18 protein-coding genes are annotated in these 15,396 nt (G+C 42.3%); 1 reads left to right on the top strand and 17 read right to left on the bottom strand.

Features of this window, described 5'->3' with window-relative positions:
* Positions 1-63: 63 nt before the first annotated feature.
* The 15 genes from atpE to hxlB form a co-directional block, all read right to left on the bottom strand.
* Positions 64-855 (bottom strand): ATP synthase F0 subunit C, encoded by a 792-nt coding sequence (gene atpE, locus BUB93_RS11565; protein WP_143159081.1) that lies wholly within the window; start codon positions 853-855, stop codon positions 64-66.
* A 29-nt stretch (positions 856-884) separates the two neighbouring features.
* Positions 885-1,547, bottom strand: coding sequence for a F0F1 ATP synthase subunit A (gene atpB, locus BUB93_RS08275; protein WP_073270995.1), 663 nt, complete (start codon positions 1,545-1,547; stop codon positions 885-887).
* A gap of 53 nt (positions 1,548-1,600) precedes the next feature.
* Positions 1,601-2,005: an ATP synthase subunit I gene (locus tag BUB93_RS08270; RefSeq protein ID WP_073270993.1), complete on the bottom strand. Its 405-nt coding sequence runs from the start codon at positions 2,003-2,005 to the stop codon at positions 1,601-1,603.
* Positions 1,983-2,231, bottom strand: a complete 249-nt coding sequence (locus BUB93_RS08265; RefSeq protein WP_073270991.1) for an AtpZ/AtpI family protein — start codon at positions 2,229-2,231, stop codon at positions 1,983-1,985. Before BUB93_RS08265 ends, BUB93_RS08270 begins: the two co-directional genes overlap by 23 nt.
* Positions 2,232-2,407: 176 nt before the next feature.
* The gene (locus BUB93_RS08260; protein WP_073270989.1) at positions 2,408-2,860 is read right to left on the bottom strand and encodes a deoxycytidylate deaminase; all 453 of its coding nucleotides are present in this window, start codon (positions 2,858-2,860) and stop codon (positions 2,408-2,410) included.
* A gap of 284 nt (positions 2,861-3,144) precedes the next feature.
* Positions 3,145-3,774 carry a uracil phosphoribosyltransferase gene (upp, locus tag BUB93_RS08255; RefSeq protein ID WP_073270987.1) on the bottom strand — a complete coding sequence of 210 codons (630 nt, stop codon included), beginning with the start codon at positions 3,772-3,774 and terminating at the stop codon, positions 3,145-3,147.
* A gap of 9 nt (positions 3,775-3,783) precedes the next feature.
* A complete protein-coding gene (gene rpiB / locus BUB93_RS08250; RefSeq protein ID WP_073270985.1) occupies positions 3,784-4,233 on the bottom strand; it encodes a ribose 5-phosphate isomerase B in 450 nt (149 codons plus the stop codon).
* 18 nt (positions 4,234-4,251) lie between these two features.
* Positions 4,252-4,710: a low molecular weight protein arginine phosphatase gene (locus tag BUB93_RS08245; RefSeq protein ID WP_073270984.1), complete on the bottom strand. Its 459-nt coding sequence runs from the start codon at positions 4,708-4,710 to the stop codon at positions 4,252-4,254.
* 37 nt (positions 4,711-4,747) lie between these two features.
* Positions 4,748-5,812 (bottom strand): L-threonylcarbamoyladenylate synthase, encoded by a 1,065-nt coding sequence (locus BUB93_RS08240; protein ID WP_073270982.1) that lies wholly within the window; start codon positions 5,810-5,812, stop codon positions 4,748-4,750.
* A gap of 233 nt (positions 5,813-6,045) precedes the next feature.
* Positions 6,046-7,113 carry a peptide chain release factor 1 gene (prfA, locus tag BUB93_RS08235; protein ID WP_073270980.1) on the bottom strand — a complete coding sequence of 356 codons (1,068 nt, stop codon included), beginning with the start codon at positions 7,111-7,113 and terminating at the stop codon, positions 6,046-6,048.
* 68 nt (positions 7,114-7,181) lie between these two features.
* On the bottom strand, positions 7,182-7,709 hold the full coding sequence (locus BUB93_RS08230) for a chromate transporter (RefSeq protein ID WP_084117147.1): 528 nt from the start codon (positions 7,707-7,709) through the stop codon (positions 7,182-7,184).
* Positions 7,709-8,254, bottom strand: a complete 546-nt coding sequence (locus BUB93_RS08225) for a chromate transporter (RefSeq protein ID WP_073270978.1) — start codon at positions 8,252-8,254, stop codon at positions 7,709-7,711. The genes BUB93_RS08230 and BUB93_RS08225 overlap by 1 nt, the downstream gene beginning before the upstream one ends.
* A gap of 60 nt (positions 8,255-8,314) precedes the next feature.
* Positions 8,315-8,731 (bottom strand): CBS domain-containing protein, encoded by a 417-nt coding sequence (locus BUB93_RS08220; protein ID WP_242945433.1) that lies wholly within the window; start codon positions 8,729-8,731, stop codon positions 8,315-8,317.
* 90 nt (positions 8,732-8,821) lie between these two features.
* Entirely contained in the window at positions 8,822-9,931 is a 1,110-nt protein-coding gene (locus BUB93_RS08215) for an aminopeptidase (protein WP_073270974.1), read from the bottom strand.
* Positions 9,932-9,938: 7 nt separating this feature from the next.
* The gene (hxlB, locus tag BUB93_RS08210) at positions 9,939-10,484 is read right to left on the bottom strand and encodes a 6-phospho-3-hexuloisomerase (RefSeq protein ID WP_073270973.1); all 546 of its coding nucleotides are present in this window, start codon (positions 10,482-10,484) and stop codon (positions 9,939-9,941) included.
* A gap of 210 nt (positions 10,485-10,694) precedes the next feature.
* Between hxlB and BUB93_RS08205 the strand changes: the two genes are divergently transcribed.
* The gene (locus BUB93_RS08205; RefSeq protein WP_073270972.1) at positions 10,695-13,133 is read left to right on the top strand and encodes a glycosyltransferase; all 2,439 of its coding nucleotides are present in this window, start codon (positions 10,695-10,697) and stop codon (positions 13,131-13,133) included.
* 37 nt (positions 13,134-13,170) lie between these two features.
* On the opposite strand, the gene BUB93_RS08200 is transcribed toward BUB93_RS08205, so the two are convergent.
* Positions 13,171-14,382 (bottom strand): ABC transporter ATP-binding protein, encoded by a 1,212-nt coding sequence (locus tag BUB93_RS08200; protein ID WP_073270970.1) that lies wholly within the window; start codon positions 14,380-14,382, stop codon positions 13,171-13,173.
* Positions 14,383-14,400: 18 nt separating this feature from the next.
* Positions 14,401-15,216 carry an ABC transporter permease gene (locus tag BUB93_RS08195; protein WP_073270968.1) on the bottom strand — a complete coding sequence of 272 codons (816 nt, stop codon included), beginning with the start codon at positions 15,214-15,216 and terminating at the stop codon, positions 14,401-14,403.
* Between the last annotated feature and the right edge of the window lie 180 nt (positions 15,217-15,396).

The raw sequence follows: 15,396 nt of genomic DNA, 5'->3' as shown, positions 1-15,396 counted from the left end.
TTCCAACTTTCCAACTTTCCAACTTTCCAACTTTCCAACTTTCCGCTTTCAACCTAGTACCCATTAAATGAATGGATTCGAGTACATAAGTATCAGCGATACTATAAGTGCGTAAATCCCCGTAGTTTGCGCTACCGCTTGTCCCAGGAACATTATCTTTGTGATATTGCTCTGCTGGTCCGGTCTTTTTCCTGTTGCCTCAACAGCTTTACCTGCCGCATACCCTTGGCCGATTCCAGGACCGATTCCGCCGACCATGGAAATTCCTGCACCCAGTGCAGAGGCGCCAATGATGATGAAAGCTCCCTCTATTCCTATAAAAGGGTTTCCGTAAAGCAATATCAATGAAATTACTAATGCCAAGATTCCTGTAGTTTGTGCTACCGCTTGTCCAACGAGCATTACCAGGGTAATTCCTCTTTGGTTGCGTGGATTTATCCCCACAGCTTCCGTAGCCTTACCAGCTGCATATCCTTGTCCAATGGCCGGGCCCATGCCTGCTACTACCGCTATGCCCGCGCCAATTGCAGAACTTGCTATTACCACCATTCCTCCTGAAAGAGAAACCAAGGGGTTTCCAAACAGCAGTATCAGTGACACCACCAAGGCAAGAATCCCTGATGTCTCGGCAATAGCTGCTCCTAAAAGCATTGTAGATATTATGTTTTTGCTTTCTGAAGGGTTGTTGCCAACTGCCTCAGCGCCTTTTCCCGCCGCATAACCCTGTCCGATTCCAGGACCTATTCCAGCTAACATTGCAAATCCGGCGCCTATAACGGATGCACAGGCGATAATGACCTTGGGTTCGTAGCTCATGATAAAATCAAAAAACCACTGAATAAAATTGGTTTCCATAAAAAACCTCCTTCCTGTAATTCATCCGCTTAATCCATTGCCATGGATATAAAGACCATGGACAACATTACAAATATAAAGCTCTGTAAAAGTCCTGCAAAAATATCAAAATACAAATGTGCCAAAATCGGTATGCCCGCTGCGAAATACATAAGGTTTGTAAGACCACCGTAAATAAGCCCCATGATTATTACTCCGCCGAGCATGTTTCCAAACAAACGAAACGACAGCGAGATCGGATTTGCAAGCTCCCCTATTATGTTGATGGGAAGCAGCAAAGGTATCGGCTCGATGAAGCCTTTTAAAAAGCCGCCGAATCCTTTCGATTTGATTGCAAAGAATTGGGTCATGAAAAAAGTCAACAGGGATAATGCAAATGTCATTGTCAAGTCAGCTGTCGGTGGCCTCAAGGCGACCACACCTAAAAGATTGGCTATTCCCAAGTACATAAAAAGAGCCAGCATGTACGGGGCAAATCCCATATTTTTCCTTCCCATTGTGTTTTCAGTCAGGCCGTCAATTCCACTTACCATCATCTCTGCTATCAGCTGCAGCTTACCGGGAACTTTTTGCATGTTCCTGGTAGAGACAATGGCAAAAATCAATATGGCGCCCATTACCAACCATGTATTGACCATAGTCTCAGTAATGGGAAAACCGAGAATTTCGGCATAAATCTTTGGACCGCTCATTTTTTCACCTCACGTTTTTTTATATTTATAATTGCTTGTAAAGCAAGATCAAACTACTTGGTGTCCTGAGTTTTTTTAATTCCTGATATGACATTTGATGCGAGAATCACAAACTTGATCATAAGCAAGCCGGTAATGGTACCCAAGACATGCATGGCCTCGTTTGATATCGCGACATAGAGAACTGCTCCCGCAAGAAAGTATCTAAGAAAATAACGGCTGGTAACATATGACTGAGCCCTTGCCGGGTGCATTTCTAGAGACTTTTTAATGGTCAGGTGCAAAAGCCTGAAATTCAATATGCTGAAGACCAGCCCGAATACAAGCCCTAAAAGCATCCTGCTACCATCATTGCTTAACAGAAGCATCGCCACTCCCAAGATGACTCCGGCTATTATGGTCCATTTAACTATTTGATTGAAATTCAGATCAAACCTATTTGTCTTTTGCATCGTCATTTTTATCTCCATTTTTATTGCTTGTAGTTTTCATTCCAATTATGTAGACGTTTCGAAATGCTGCCAGCACTCCCAGCACCGTCATCACGAAAAGAAATATCCTTCCGGTGCCTAAAACCCTGTCCAGATACCTGCCTATGAAAAAGCTTCCAGCTATGGGCACAAACATCGACAGTCCGATTTGAGTCAGAAGAGCCAAGTGGACCCAAGGACTTTTATTGTTCATAATCAACCTCTTTCATTTTTCATTTTAGTTAATATTATATCAAATAAAAAGCATCTTGACTTCATTGTATCGTTTTCAGTTTTTCATAAAAATGAAAACTTTTTTATAAAGTTCTTTGTATACAATAGTTTTATATCCATATTTCGAGTTATCGCTCTTATGGCGAGATGTTAAATTTACAACATGTTGCAACTTTTATCAACCACTATTCCTGCTTCTTTTAAAAGACTTGCACTCATTTCATCCGGGTAATCTCCGGAATAAACAATCCTTTTGATTCCTGCATTGATAATCATCTTGGCGCATAATACACAAGGAGAGTGAGTAATATAGATTGTAGAATCTTTGACGCTTACACCGTGCACCGCAGACTGTATAATGGCATTTTGTTCTGCATGAATCCCTCGGCAAAGCTCGTGCCTGGATCCTGAAGGAATCGATTGCTGGGCTCTAAGGCAGCCTACCTCTCCGCAATGGGCAATTCCTGTGGGTGCTCCGTTGTACCCGGTGGCTATGATTCTCTTGTCTTTGACTATGAGAGCTGCGACCTGACGCCGCATGCAGGTTGACCTTTTTTTTATGACTTCAAGCATGTCCAAGAAGTACTCATCCCAAGAGGGTCTTTCCATTTTAATTCTCCATTTCCGCTTCGTTTCCGATAAATAAAACATCGTTTTAAAAGTATAATAATCATTATAACCTTAAACCCAAAGAATTTATACGGTTTTTTTGTTAATATTTGTCCCTATCTCTAAACGCGTTTTTTCTCTTCTTATTATAATAGCCATTATTTTGGGGAGAAAAAAACACAAAACCCCGGTTAAGTTTATTGTATCCTGCATACGGTATCATAGGTCAAAAAATAAAGAAAAGACCCTCAGTTTACATGAAGGTCTTTGGGTATTCCATTATGTTATTTGGTTCCGAAAAGTCTGTCTCCAGCATCTCCAAGTCCAGGAACGATATACGCATGGTCGTTTAGCACTTCGTCTACAGCCCCGGCGTAGATATCCACATCCGGATGAGCCTTTTGAAGGACTTCGATGCCTTTTCTAGATGCTATAAGGCACATGAACCTTATATTGGCCGCTCCTCTTTCCTTGAGGAACTCTATGGCAGCCTCGGCAGATCCTCCCGTAGCCAGCATTGGGTCCACCAATATGATTTCCCTTTCTGCTATATCGCTAGGAAGCTTGCAGTAATATTCAACAGGCTGCAGCGTTTCAGGATCCCTGTATAATCCGATGTGCCCTACCTTAGCAACAGGAATCAAGGACAAGAGTCCATCGACCATGCCAAGCCCTGCACGCAATATAGGCACGATAGCCAGCTTCTTGCCGGAAAGGATCTTAGTGGTCATCTTTGCTATAGGAGTTTCAATTTCTGTTTCTTCCATGGACAAGTCCCTGGTAGCCTCATAAGCCATGAGCACGGATATTTCATTGACCAGTTCCCTAAATTCTTTGGCACCGGTATTCTTGTCTCTTAGCATGCTTACCTTGTGAATTATAAGAGGATGATCCATAACCGTTAATTTAGACATGACTTCCTCCTATTTGTTGTACTTATTTTCCAAATCTTTTATTTTATCTACTCTTATTCCGTGTCTGCCACCTTCAAATTCAGTGTTAAGCCAAGCCTCCACGATTTCCAAAGCTAGATCGTCTCCCAAGACTCTTCCGCCAAGAGCGAGTATATTCGCATCGTTGTGGGCTCTGGACATCTTTGCAGAGAAGGTATCGCTTACCAGGGCAGCCCTGATTCCAGGTACTTTGTTTGCAGATATTGAAATTCCAAGGCCTGTGCCGCAAACGATGATCCCTTTGTCTGCCACAGAATCCTTAACGGCTATTGCAACTTTTTCACCTATTTCAGGATAGTCGATAGAGCTAGTGTCATATGCTCCAAAATCCTCGATTTCATAATTCTTATCCTTTAGATACTCCTTGATGACTTCTTTCAAGTGAAATCCTCCGTGATCTGATCCCAGTGCAATTTTCATTATCATCATCTCCCTGTTTCATATTTTTTTATTGTTTATCAAGTTTGTTATGGCATCCTTGATTTCCTTGGCTGTGCGCTTGTAAATATCCAGGCTTCCTCCGAAAGGATCGGCAATATCCCATGTTTTTGAGTCGCCTTCGAATTCCTTGAGGGTGAATATTTTGAAAGCATACCCTGAATATCTTGCTTTGAGAATCTCCTTTTGACCTGTGGTCATTGTCAAAACCAAGTCGGAGTTTGCTATATGGTACTCATCCACCTGCTTGGAAATATGAGAAGATATATCAATTCCCATCTCTCTTGCCGCTAATATAGCGTTGGGATTTGCCCCTTCACTATAATATACGGATATTCCCGCGGAATCAATAGCTATTTCATCGTTTCTGCCCTCTTTTTTAATCAAATCCTCGAAAATACCTTTAGCCATGCTGCTTCTACATGTGTTTCCCGTACAAACCAGCAAAATTTTTTTCATACAAACAAACCTCCAAGTCATTCCATTATACTTTGATTCAATCCGCCTGGATGACATTGTGGCCAGCGGCTTTTGACAGGCGATTGTTTACGGCCATGAATTCATCTTCATTCTCAAAATAAGGCGCTGCCACCATCTGTGCCCCGTATTCGTCACATTCCCTTAGACAACTATAAAGCCTGGTCATGATCTCCTCCGGCCTTTTAATAGACCCCATGTTAAGGGCCTTGATTTCAATAAATTGTTCGATATATTCCTCCGGGACAATGGCTACGGTCCTTTGACCTTCTTTTCCGGCATCACCCAAAAGATGCTTTATAGTATAAATTACCCTCTCGATGTCTCCTTTAACCAGTACCATGTCACCTTTTGGAGCGTAGTGTCTGTATTTCATTCCCGGGGAACGGACCTCTTGTCCTTTTTCCACTTTTTGGCTTATGGATTTATCTACCTTTACATCTCCCAGGACTTCCTCCAGCTGCTTTAAGGAGATGCTGCCCGGCCTTAAAAGCACTGGATTATCTTCCACAAGATCTATTACAGTAGATTCCAGGCCGATTTCAGTCTGATCTCCGGCAAGAATCATATCTACCTTGCCATTTAGATCTTCAATCACATGCTTGCTTAATGTTGGCGAGGGCTTGCCTGAAATATTTGCGCTGGGTGCGGCTATAGGCACTCCGGCCAAGGCTATGAGCTTAAGCGCCACCGGATGAGACGGCATACGTACCGCTACCGTGTCCAAGCCACCCGTGGCTTCATGTGGCACTTTGTCTGATTTTTTGAGAACCAGGGTCAGGGGACCGGGCCAGTATTTAGCTATGAGTTCTTTTGCCTTATCGCTTATTCCCACGGCTATTTCTCCCAGCATCCCCATGTCCGAAATATGTAATATCATGGGGTTGTCAGAAGGTCTTCCCTTGGCCGCAAAAATTTTTTTGACGCTTTCGGGATCCAGTCCATTTGCGCCAAGGCCGTATACCGTTTCGGTAGGGAACACCACGGTCCCTCCTGATTTTATTATGCCGGCGGCTTTAACCAGCTTTTCTGTTTCACTGGATTTATCCAGGTTTTTGCCATCGATATCAATGATTTGAGTCATGTCGGTTCCTTTCTAAATATAAAAGTCTAACAGTCGTGGGACAGTCGGGAAACGGTCGGGAAACAGTCGTTTAGTCGCTGAGGCGACTGTTTATTGTCCGGCTCTGCCGCACGGGAAATGACTGCTGCGCAGTCGAGAAATGAGACTCCGTCTCGTAAAAAAGTTGTAAGCTTTAAGTAATTAACTTGAAAGCACGCACAGCTTCGCTGTACGTGCTCGCTGGCTCCGCCATATCACTGCTGCATCTTAAGTTTTTCTGCTTGGTCCGTAGTTGTAAGGGCGTCTATCATCTCGTTTATAGATCCGTCTAAAAATTCTTCTAGCTTGTAAACCGTCATACCTATCCTGTGGTCAGTTATTCTCCCTTGAGGGAAGTTATACGTCCTTATACGTTCGCTTCTGTCTCCGGTGCCTACCTGGCTTTTTCTGTTTTGCGCCATCTCGGCATCCTGCTTTTCCTGTTCCATTTCATAGAGCCTAGTCTTAAGTATCTTCATTGCTTTATCCTTATTCTTAAGCTGACTTTTTTCATCCTGGCATGTAACTACCTGGCCTGTAGGCACATGAGTGATCCTAACAGCCGAGTCCGTTGTATTAACGCTCTGGCCACCGTTTCCGGAAGAACGGTACACGTCTACTCTTAAGTCGTTTTGGTTTATATCAATCTCTACATCTTCCGCTTCAGGCAATACAGCTACAGTAGCTGTTGACGTGTGGATTCTTCCTCCTGATTCTGTAGTAGGAATCCTTTGAACCCTGTGAACGCCGCTTTCGTATTTAAGCCTGCTGTATGCGCCATCTGCATCTATGAGGAATATGATTTCCTTTATTCCTCCCATGTCTGGAATGCTTGAGCTCATTATCTCGTATTTCCAGCCATTTCTTTCCGCAAATCTAGTATACATCCTGAAAAGGTCACCTGCAAACAACGCAGCTTCGCTTCCTCCGGCTCCTGCTCTGATCTCCACCATGACCCCTTTGTCATCATTAGGGTCTTTGGGAAGCATCAATATCCTAAGCTCTTCTTCGAGGCTTGTCTTTTTTTCTGAAAGCTCTTCAAGCTCCATTTCCACCATGTCCTTGAAGTCCTTGTCCAGCTTGTCTTTGAGCATATCCTTAGACTCGGCTATTCCACTTTGCACCTTCTTGTACTCTTTGTATTTATTTACGATAGGCTCCAGGTGAGAGTGCTCTTTAACAAACTTTCTCCATTCGTCCTGATTCCCGATGACATCCGGATCGCTTATCTTTTCACCCAAATCTTCATATTTTGATTCTATAAATTCCAGTTTGTCCAACATTTTTTCATCCTCCAATTAACTTCACGTTGGAATTATATCATTATTTTCAAGGCATTACAATTGCTTTGCTAATATATGAAAAACCCTACAAGCCCCATTCCTATTAGAATAAATATGGGGTTTACTTTTTTTACCGCCGACAGATAAAAGGCTGCCGCTGCTATGAGCACGGCAAAAATATCCCTCACCGCATCCTCAAAGAGCAAAATCGCCGCTGAGGCTATCATGCCCAGAACCACCGGTCTGATGAACTCCAGAGCCCTTTTTACATACATGCTATCCTTAAACTTTCCGAAAAAACGGCTTATGACGTATACCAGGATAGTAGAAGGCAATATTACCCCCAACGTCCCCAGAAGCGCTGCCGAGGCGTTCCCGCCCACTCTATAGCCTACGAATGTAGCAACATTTACGCTGATCACTCCGGGCGTCATCTCGGAGAGCCCTACTATGTCCAAAAACTCGCCTTGGCTCATCCAGCCATGAACTGAGATTATATCTCTTTGCATAATGGGTATCATTGCATACCCGCCTCCAAAGGTAAACATCCCTATCTTGAAAAACACCGAAAATATGCTAAGCATCATGCCGTCCATCACTTATCGCCCCTTCCGATGTGTTTTTGGAAGACAGCGCCCATGATGCCCGCTCCTGCTATTATGACTACGGGATCCACCTTTGCAAATAGGATAAGCGCAAAGGCCGCCGCGGATAGGATGTACCATGTCCACCTGAGCTTTTTCAATGCGATCAGCTTGTATACCGCTGCTGCCAAAAGACCTACCACCGCAGGTCTTATCCCCATGAACGCCTGCTCGGCAAAGGGCAGGCTTCGAAATCTTTCGTAGTTTGATGCCAGGATTATTATCACCGTGACCGGAGCAATTATCACCCCTGCCACTGAAGCTATTACGCCTTTTCCTCCCGCTACGTGATAACCTGTGTAGACTGCGCTGTTTACCGCCAAAGGTCCCGGGGAGGCTGTGGCTACGGTCAGCATGTTTACGAAATCTTCCTCTGTCATCCACTTCCTGTTTCTTACAAATTCATCTTGGAACAGGGGGATCATGGCGTATCCTCCGCCGATAGTAAAAGTTCCTATTTTCAAAAACGACTTGAACAGTTCGATGGTTTTGTGCATTTTGCCTCCTTTTAGCGTCAAACGCAATAAAAGAACGATGGTATGCCATCGTTCGTCCGGTCAAGCGCTTATCAACTTATCAGTTTTCAAAAGATAATCTATTACTTCCTGCCTTGTGATAATCCCTATAAAAACCCCATCGTCGTCGGTTATAGGAACAAAATTCTGACTTTTGCTTAGTTCTATAATTACCTCCAAGGATTCGTTGATGCCCGCGGACTCTACCTTCCGCTGCCTCTTGACGTCCCTTAAGGTAAATCTGCTGCAGTTGTCAAAATTCATATCCGGATTGTTCTTGATCTCCCATAGAAGATCGCCTTCGGTAAGAGTGCCGGAATATTTGCCCTTCTCGTTGATTATGGGAATCGCACTATAGCCATTGTTTTCCATTATCTCCAAAGCAAATTTGACTGAGCATTTCAGTGGCAAAAACACCACGTCCTTTTTGGGAACCAGTAAAAATAAAATGCTATCCAAATGCTTCACCCCTTTATCAGTGGTCTCAGTATCATTATACACCATTATGAGGGGTTATGCTTAAGATTAGCTTAACATTTTACATATTTATCAAATTAGATTTTCTGGATTAAGGCTTTTCAGGTCTTCATGAACGAAGAGTCCGTTTTTTCTTATCAGAACATCGTCAAAGTAAATCTCGCCCCCGCCAAAGGCTTCAGTCTGGATACACACCAGGTCCCAATGGACTGCCGATACATTTCCGTTGGGAGCATCCTCGTAGCACATTCCCGGAGTAAAATGAAAGCTTCCCATTATTTTTTCGTCAAACAATATGTCGTTCATAGGCTTTAAGATGTACGGATTCACCCCTATGGCGAATTCTCCGATATACCTTGCTCCCTCGTCTGTATCCAGCACCTCATTTATCCTTGTCGTATCGTTTGCCGTTGCCTCCACTATCTTTCCCTCTTCAAAAACGAATCTGACATTTTCGTATGTGAAACCCTGATATTGAGAAGGAGCATTATATGACAATACCCCTCTTACGGAATCCTTTACCGGGGCAGCATATACTTCTCCGTCGGGAATGTTAAGCTTGCCATCGCATTTGACGGCAGGTATCCCTTTGATTGAAAACTCAAGGTCCGTCCCGGGTCCAGTTATGCGAACCTTGTCCGTCCTATTCATGAAATCTACAAGGCTGTCCATCGCTTTTGACATCTTGTCGTAATCCAGGTTGCATACCTTGAAGTAAAAGTCCTCAAAGGACTCAAGGCTTTCTCCTGCCAGCTGCGCCATGGAGTTGTTGGGATACCTCAATACCACCCATTTGGTGTGGTTGACCCTGTAGTCTGTCACCGGCCTTAACATCTTGCTCGATAGCATCATCTTCTCAGAAGGAACGTCGCTCATTTCGCTGACGTTTTCCGATGCCCTTATTCCAATATATGCATCCATCTGCTTCATCTGAAAAAGTTCTGCTTCCTTCATGGCCTCCAGCTGTTCTTCCGAGGCGTGCATTAAAAGCTCCCTGTTTATGGAGCTGTCCAGGATAGATACAAAGGGAAGTGCCTCCTTTGAGTGGATCTCCTTTACCAGCTGCCTTGCCAAGGGCTTGGCGCTTTCCCCGCTTACTTGGATCAAGACCTTTTCTCCTTTATGAACTTCACATGAATACTCCACTAGATTTTTGGCAAGCAATTTAATTCTTTCATCCATATTGCACCTACTCCAAATTTGCATGTCTTTTGTACATGCTTTGATTGTCTTGTCCACTAAGGTCCATGAGATATAAAACCAAGCTGTCTAAAAGGACCAACAGCGCCTGCTCGAACAGCGAGCCCATAGGCTGAACAGTTATGTTCTTTGCCTCTTCACCTTTTCCCTGAGCCTTTATCTCTATGACTGCGCTGCTTAGCTTTGCTATGGTGGAGTTTGGGTTGGTCGTAACAAGACACACATCTCCTCTTGTGCTCTTAGCTTTATTTGCCATAGTTACGAGGCCTCCTGTCTCTCCTGAACCTGAACCGATCAGAAGAAGATCCCCTTCACCCATTGATGGCGTAGTGCTTTCTCCTACTACATAGGCTTGAAGGCCGAGGTGCATCAATCTCATTGCAAAGCCTTTGATCATAAGCCCGCTTCTTCCCTGACCTGCAAGAAAAATCCTCTTGGCCTCCAAGATTTTTTTTGCTGTCTCCAAAACTTGAGTTTCATCCACTCCTCTTGAAATCTTTTGAATCTCGTTGCAGATCGTCATCATTTTGTTCATAATCAGCACTCCTTTGCATTATCGATATTCATTTGTATATAAGGTTTGTATCAGTCCTATCGTTTCCTAAACCATTTTATGCTTTTTATTAGAAATTGTACAGTCCTCAGGTGAAAACCCATCCCTTTCAAGCCTGACTTTTAATCCTTTTTAATTTCCATGTTTTGTGATAATATTACCTATATTGATTATAAGCTAAGGAGCACCAAGATGAAAACAACCAAAAAAATAGTTAAAAAATTATTTAATAAAAACTACATGCTAAAACCTCGTTATACGACTTATATGAAAAAGCACAAGCTCGATCCTAACATCATCCTCTATCAATCATACCAGGGTAAAAGCATGACCGGAAATCCCTATGCTGTCTTTAAGGAACTATTGTCTGATAAAAGCATGACTCACGTTTGGGCTTTGGACAACGACATGAACATAAACCCTGAATACGGGCATCTAGACAATGTGAAATTCGTCACTATACATAGCAAAGATTATCTCCGGTACCTTACCACCGCAAAGTACTTGATAAACAACACGAGTTTTCCTTATTATTTCCAAAAAATGGAGGGCCAAATCTATATCAACACATGGCATGGCACTCCTTTAAAGACTCTCGGACTGGATATCAAGGACACTCACCCAACGGCGCATGCAAACATACAAAGAAACTTGTTGCAGACAGACTACCTGGTAATGCCAAACAGCTTCACCGCAGAAAAGCTGTTGGATTCTCATCATTGCAATGGCATCTTTGGCGGAAAAGTCCTCGATACCGGTTACCCTAGGGTAGACTTGACTTTAAGCTACCCCTCAGATAAGATGAAAAATATTTTAGGAGTTGAAAAATCAAAAAAAATCATCCTATATGCTCCAACCTGGCGGGGACAAGTGGGAAGAGAATCAGATACCAGCCAAAAGCTGTTGGAGGATGTGAATTATTTAAAAGACAATATCCCTAGTGAATACTGTGTCCTTCTCAAGGCACATTATTTCACTTACGATTATTTCAAAAAAAACAACTTAGAGCACCTATGTGTCCCAGACGGCATTGATACCAACGAGCTCCTTTCGGCTATCGACGTGCTCATAACTGATTATTCAAGCATATTCTTTGATTTTATACCTACGGGAAGACCGGTTTTGTACTACGCTGAAGATTTTGAAGAGTATGAAAGAACACGGGGCTTTTATATAGATACCAAAACATTGCCCGGACCAATTTGCAGCACCCTAGAGCAACTGGCCGAATCCATAAGCTCTTTAAGTCAAATCAAGGAAGACTATAGAGAAAAATATAATGCTTTTCTTGAAACCTACTGCTCAAAAGATGACGGACAAGCAACTCGACGTTTTATTGACATCATTTTTCACGACAAAAATTCCGACTATGTTAAAAAAGTGGTAAATCACAAGACTAAAATTTTGATGCACTGCGGTTCCTTTGAAAACAATGGAATCACAGTTTCTGCCATCAGTTTGCTAAACTCTATAGATTTCGAAAAATACGACGTTACGGTTACGACAACGGGAAAAATGACTGGCGCAAAAGAGAGAAATCTCAACAAGCTGGATAAAAGGGTTAAGGTAATCCACAGGATCGGAACTTTGAACAAGACCATTTGGGAGGGTTTCAAGCACTTTGCCGTCAGGGAATTCCCTATAAGTCCTGATTCTTTCTTACCGGCAGACCTGTATAAAAGAGAGCTCAAGAGAATTATCGGGGATACGGTCTTTGATGTTGGCATCGATTTTGGAGGATATAACATCTTATGGTCTCTGCTTATTGCAAACGGATCTTTTAATAAAAAAATCATCTACCAGCACAACGACATGTTGATGGAATATCAAAAAATAATCAATGGCAAACAGAGACATAAGAAAAATTTAAAGATAATATTCTCAATATACAAAAAATACGATGTCGCAGCATCTGTTTCAAAGTCTGCATTGGAAGCGAATGCTGAAAACCTCAAGGAATACTTTTTAGATTTTGGCACCAAATTAGTTTATGTCAATAATGCCATCAACTATGAGCATATCCTAAACATGAAAGATCAGGCTGAATTTGCGACCTATAAGGGCAAACCTTGCCTGGTGTTGCCAAGAGACAACGCCACCAACCTCATTGAAGGCATCGTGTTGGATCCCCAGGAGACAAAATTTATAAACATCGGAAGGCTCTCCCCTGAAAAAGGCCAAGACAAGCTGATTTCAGCCTTTGCAGAGCTTTGCAGTGAATATGACAATCTAAAGCTGTATATAGTAGGCGAAGGAGTCTTGGAGAAAGCTCTTAAAGATCAAGCAAAAAGATTAAAGGTATCAGACAGAGTCGTCTTTACCGGACAGTTAAGCAACGCTTTTGCACTTCTTAACCTCTGTGACTGCTTTGTTCTCTCATCAAACTACGAAGGACAAGGCCTGGTACTGCTTGAAGCCCTTGTTCTGAACAAACCTACCATCAGCACCGATGTTACGGGAGCACACAGCGTTTTGGAAGGCGGCTACGGTCTGCTGGTGGATAACACAGCTGAAGCTCTTCGTGAAGGGATGGAAAGATTCATAAAGGGAGAAAAACTCTCTAACAAAACATTTGACTATAAATCTTACAATATAGAAGCGCTAGATATGTTTTACAGCATGCTTGAGTAAAGAGAGGGATCACCTTAAATGGTGATCCCTCTCTCTTTTAATTTTCATATTCATGATCGATATAGAAGTAACCGGTGCCTTTAAACCCTTCTTCTCTTATCTCAAATGGCTTTTTATTTGAATAACTAACATAAAATGCTCCCGATTCATCCCACAGCTCTCCGGAGAGGTGATATTTCCCAGGCAATAGCTTAATGTTTCTTAGCTTGGCTTTTAAGGTATGCTTAAGGTCCATGTCATTATTGATCAGATGATTTTCAGACCTTTTGTCGCTTCCGTATATTTCGCCGTACTCTGCATCCCGAATGGTAAAGCACCATTTCAGCCCCTTCATGGGCTTTTTGACTATATAGTCAAATGAATACCCTATATCCTCTTCGTAATCAAAGATATTTGTCTCTTCACCTTTTGAGTTGAAAAATTTGAAGTTCTTTGTCTCCAAGACTTCTTTCTTGCTTAATATCTGTACGTTCTTATTGTTGTTCCTAGCCTCTTCTGTCATTTCCTTTTTCTGTTTTGCCCGTTCTTCCTTAAGGAAAACTTCATACTTATGCACGATCTCGCCGGTATCTCCATAATCTACAAGCTCACCGTCTTTTATCCACATGCACTTGTTGCAAAATGATTTAACCGTAAATAGAGAATGGCTTACAAATAGTATGGTTTTGCCCTGGGCCTTGAATTCTTCCATTCTTTCGATGCACTTAAGCTTGAAAACATCATCCCCTACCGACAAAGCTTCGTCAACTATCAATATATCCGGATCTACATTTACAGAAATCGCAAACCCCAGCCTAGCCTTCATTCCGCTTGAATACGTCCTTACTGGCTGGTATATGTGGTCTCCTATATCCGCAAAATCAATGATCCTTTGCAGCTGCTTATCCATATCCTTCTTCTGCATCCCCATGGTGAGGGCTTTAAGGTATATATTTTCGATGCCTGTTAGTTCATTGTCAAAACCTGAAGTCAGTTCCAGCAGTGCAGATATCTTTCCTTCAGTCTTAAGAGTGCCTGAAGAAGGAGTGGCCACGCCTGTTATGAGCTTAAGAAGGGTCGATTTACCGGCTCCGTTTTTACCTAAAACCCCGATGGCTTCGCCTTTAGGTATATCGATACTTATGTTTTTCAAGGCATAGAACTTTTTATATTTTGTTTTTTTGAAAAAAATATTTTTGATTCTATGCCAAGGCTTTTTATAAATCTTATATATTTTTGTAAGGTTATTTATTCTTATGCTGTGCTCCATCTTACTCTCCTCGTAAAATTACAGAATATCGGAAAATTCATTTTTCAGCTTGTTGAAAACGAAAGCTCCTAAAAAAACCAATATCAACATCACAAACCAGAAATAGCCTGTATATGTCATGTTCTCAAAAAACCATTCCCCTCCCAGAAACGTATCCCGATATCCTTTTATAAAATAGTATATGGGATTTGCCATTAACAGGTACTTGATCGGCCCCCTGACATTGGATAAATTCCAAATGATCGGCGTAAGCCAAAATATCATCTGGGTTATCGACTTTAAAAAATGCTCGAAGTCTCTACTTATTACGACCAAGGCAGATGTAGTCCAGGACAAGACGACCATGAAAAACAACAGCGCCACATTGTAATAGATCAACTGCAGATAGTATACTGTAGGATAATATCCGGAAGCGGCAAATATTGCTATTGCAATGACGGTCATTGCCAGATGAACATAAAACAAAGACAGTACCCTAAAGGTCGGTATCGTTGCTACAGGATACACCATTTTTGTTACCAGGTGTTTGTTCTGTCTTATTGCCGTTCCGCCGTAGGTAAGAGCCTCTGAAATGAAAAACCAAGGCACTATGCCGGATATCAGCCATAGAATGAAAGGGTGATTTCCCACCGGGCTGCCTCCCCGTATACCTATGTCAATGGCAAACCAATACACAAAAATAAAAAGCATTGGCTTAAAAAGAGACCAGAAGAGTCCAAATGCCGCTCCACTATATTTTTTTTGTAAATCCTTAATAGACATTTCAATTGTTCTACCCGTTTCAACAAAGTTTTCCTTGATGATAAGATAGGGATATTTTATAAACTCCAACATGATGATTACTCCACCTTCTACGAACTGCAGACAAATTTACGCCTACATTAATTTGAACTAAATTTCATTTTATCATAGGTCTGTTTTTTTAACTACCATAAAGTTTTAAGTTGCTGTGGATTCCTTCCGGGTCGTAGTGAGCCGGTGAGCCGGGAAATACATGTTAAACGATCGTTGGGC

The sequence above is a fragment of the Alkalibacter saccharofermentans DSM 14828 genome (genome assembly GCF_900128885.1).
GTDB lineage: Bacteria > Bacillota > Clostridia > Eubacteriales > Alkalibacteraceae > Alkalibacter > Alkalibacter saccharofermentans.
The sequence above is the reverse complement of the archived record's forward strand: the minus strand, read 5'-3'. Positions and strand labels throughout refer to the sequence as shown.

Bases quoted from the DNA above. Each gene is read 5' to 3' on its own strand.
- atpE (WP_143159081.1), bottom strand. From the start codon at position 855: ATGGAAACCAATTTTATTCAGTGGTTTTTTGATTTTATCATGAGCTAC.
- atpB (WP_073270995.1), bottom strand. From the start codon at position 1,547: ATGAGCGGTCCAAAGATTTATGCCGAAATTCTCGGTTTTCCCATTACT.
- BUB93_RS08270 (WP_073270993.1), bottom strand. From the start codon at position 2,005: ATGACGATGCAAAAGACAAATAGGTTTGATCTGAATTTCAATCAAATA.
- BUB93_RS08265 (WP_073270991.1), bottom strand. From the start codon at position 2,231: ATGAACAATAAAAGTCCTTGGGTCCACTTGGCTCTTCTGACTCAAATC.
- BUB93_RS08260 (WP_073270989.1), bottom strand. From the start codon at position 2,860: ATGGAAAGACCCTCTTGGGATGAGTACTTCTTGGACATGCTTGAAGTC.
- upp (WP_073270987.1), bottom strand. From the start codon at position 3,774: ATGTCTAAATTAACGGTTATGGATCATCCTCTTATAATTCACAAGGTA.
- rpiB (WP_073270985.1), bottom strand. From the start codon at position 4,233: ATGAAAATTGCACTGGGATCAGATCACGGAGGATTTCACTTGAAAGAA.
- BUB93_RS08245 (WP_073270984.1), bottom strand. From the start codon at position 4,710: ATGAAAAAAATTTTGCTGGTTTGTACGGGAAACACATGTAGAAGCAGC.
- BUB93_RS08240 (WP_073270982.1), bottom strand. From the start codon at position 5,812: ATGACTCAAATCATTGATATCGATGGCAAAAACCTGGATAAATCCAGT.
- prfA (WP_073270980.1), bottom strand. From the start codon at position 7,113: ATGTTGGACAAACTGGAATTTATAGAATCAAAATATGAAGATTTGGGT.
- BUB93_RS08230 (WP_084117147.1), bottom strand. From the start codon at position 7,709: ATGGACGGCATGATGCTTAGCATATTTTCGGTGTTTTTCAAGATAGGG.
- BUB93_RS08225 (WP_073270978.1), bottom strand. From the start codon at position 8,254: ATGCACAAAACCATCGAACTGTTCAAGTCGTTTTTGAAAATAGGAACT.
- BUB93_RS08215 (WP_073270974.1), bottom strand. From the start codon at position 9,931: ATGGATGAAAGAATTAAATTGCTTGCCAAAAATCTAGTGGAGTATTCA.
- hxlB (WP_073270973.1), bottom strand. From the start codon at position 10,484: ATGAACAAAATGATGACGATCTGCAACGAGATTCAAAAGATTTCAAGA.
- BUB93_RS08205 (WP_073270972.1), top strand. From the start codon at position 10,695: ATGAAAACAACCAAAAAAATAGTTAAAAAATTATTTAATAAAAACTAC.
- BUB93_RS08200 (WP_073270970.1), bottom strand. From the start codon at position 14,382: ATGGAGCACAGCATAAGAATAAATAACCTTACAAAAATATATAAGATT.
- BUB93_RS08195 (WP_073270968.1), bottom strand. From the start codon at position 15,216: ATGTTGGAGTTTATAAAATATCCCTATCTTATCATCAAGGAAAACTTT.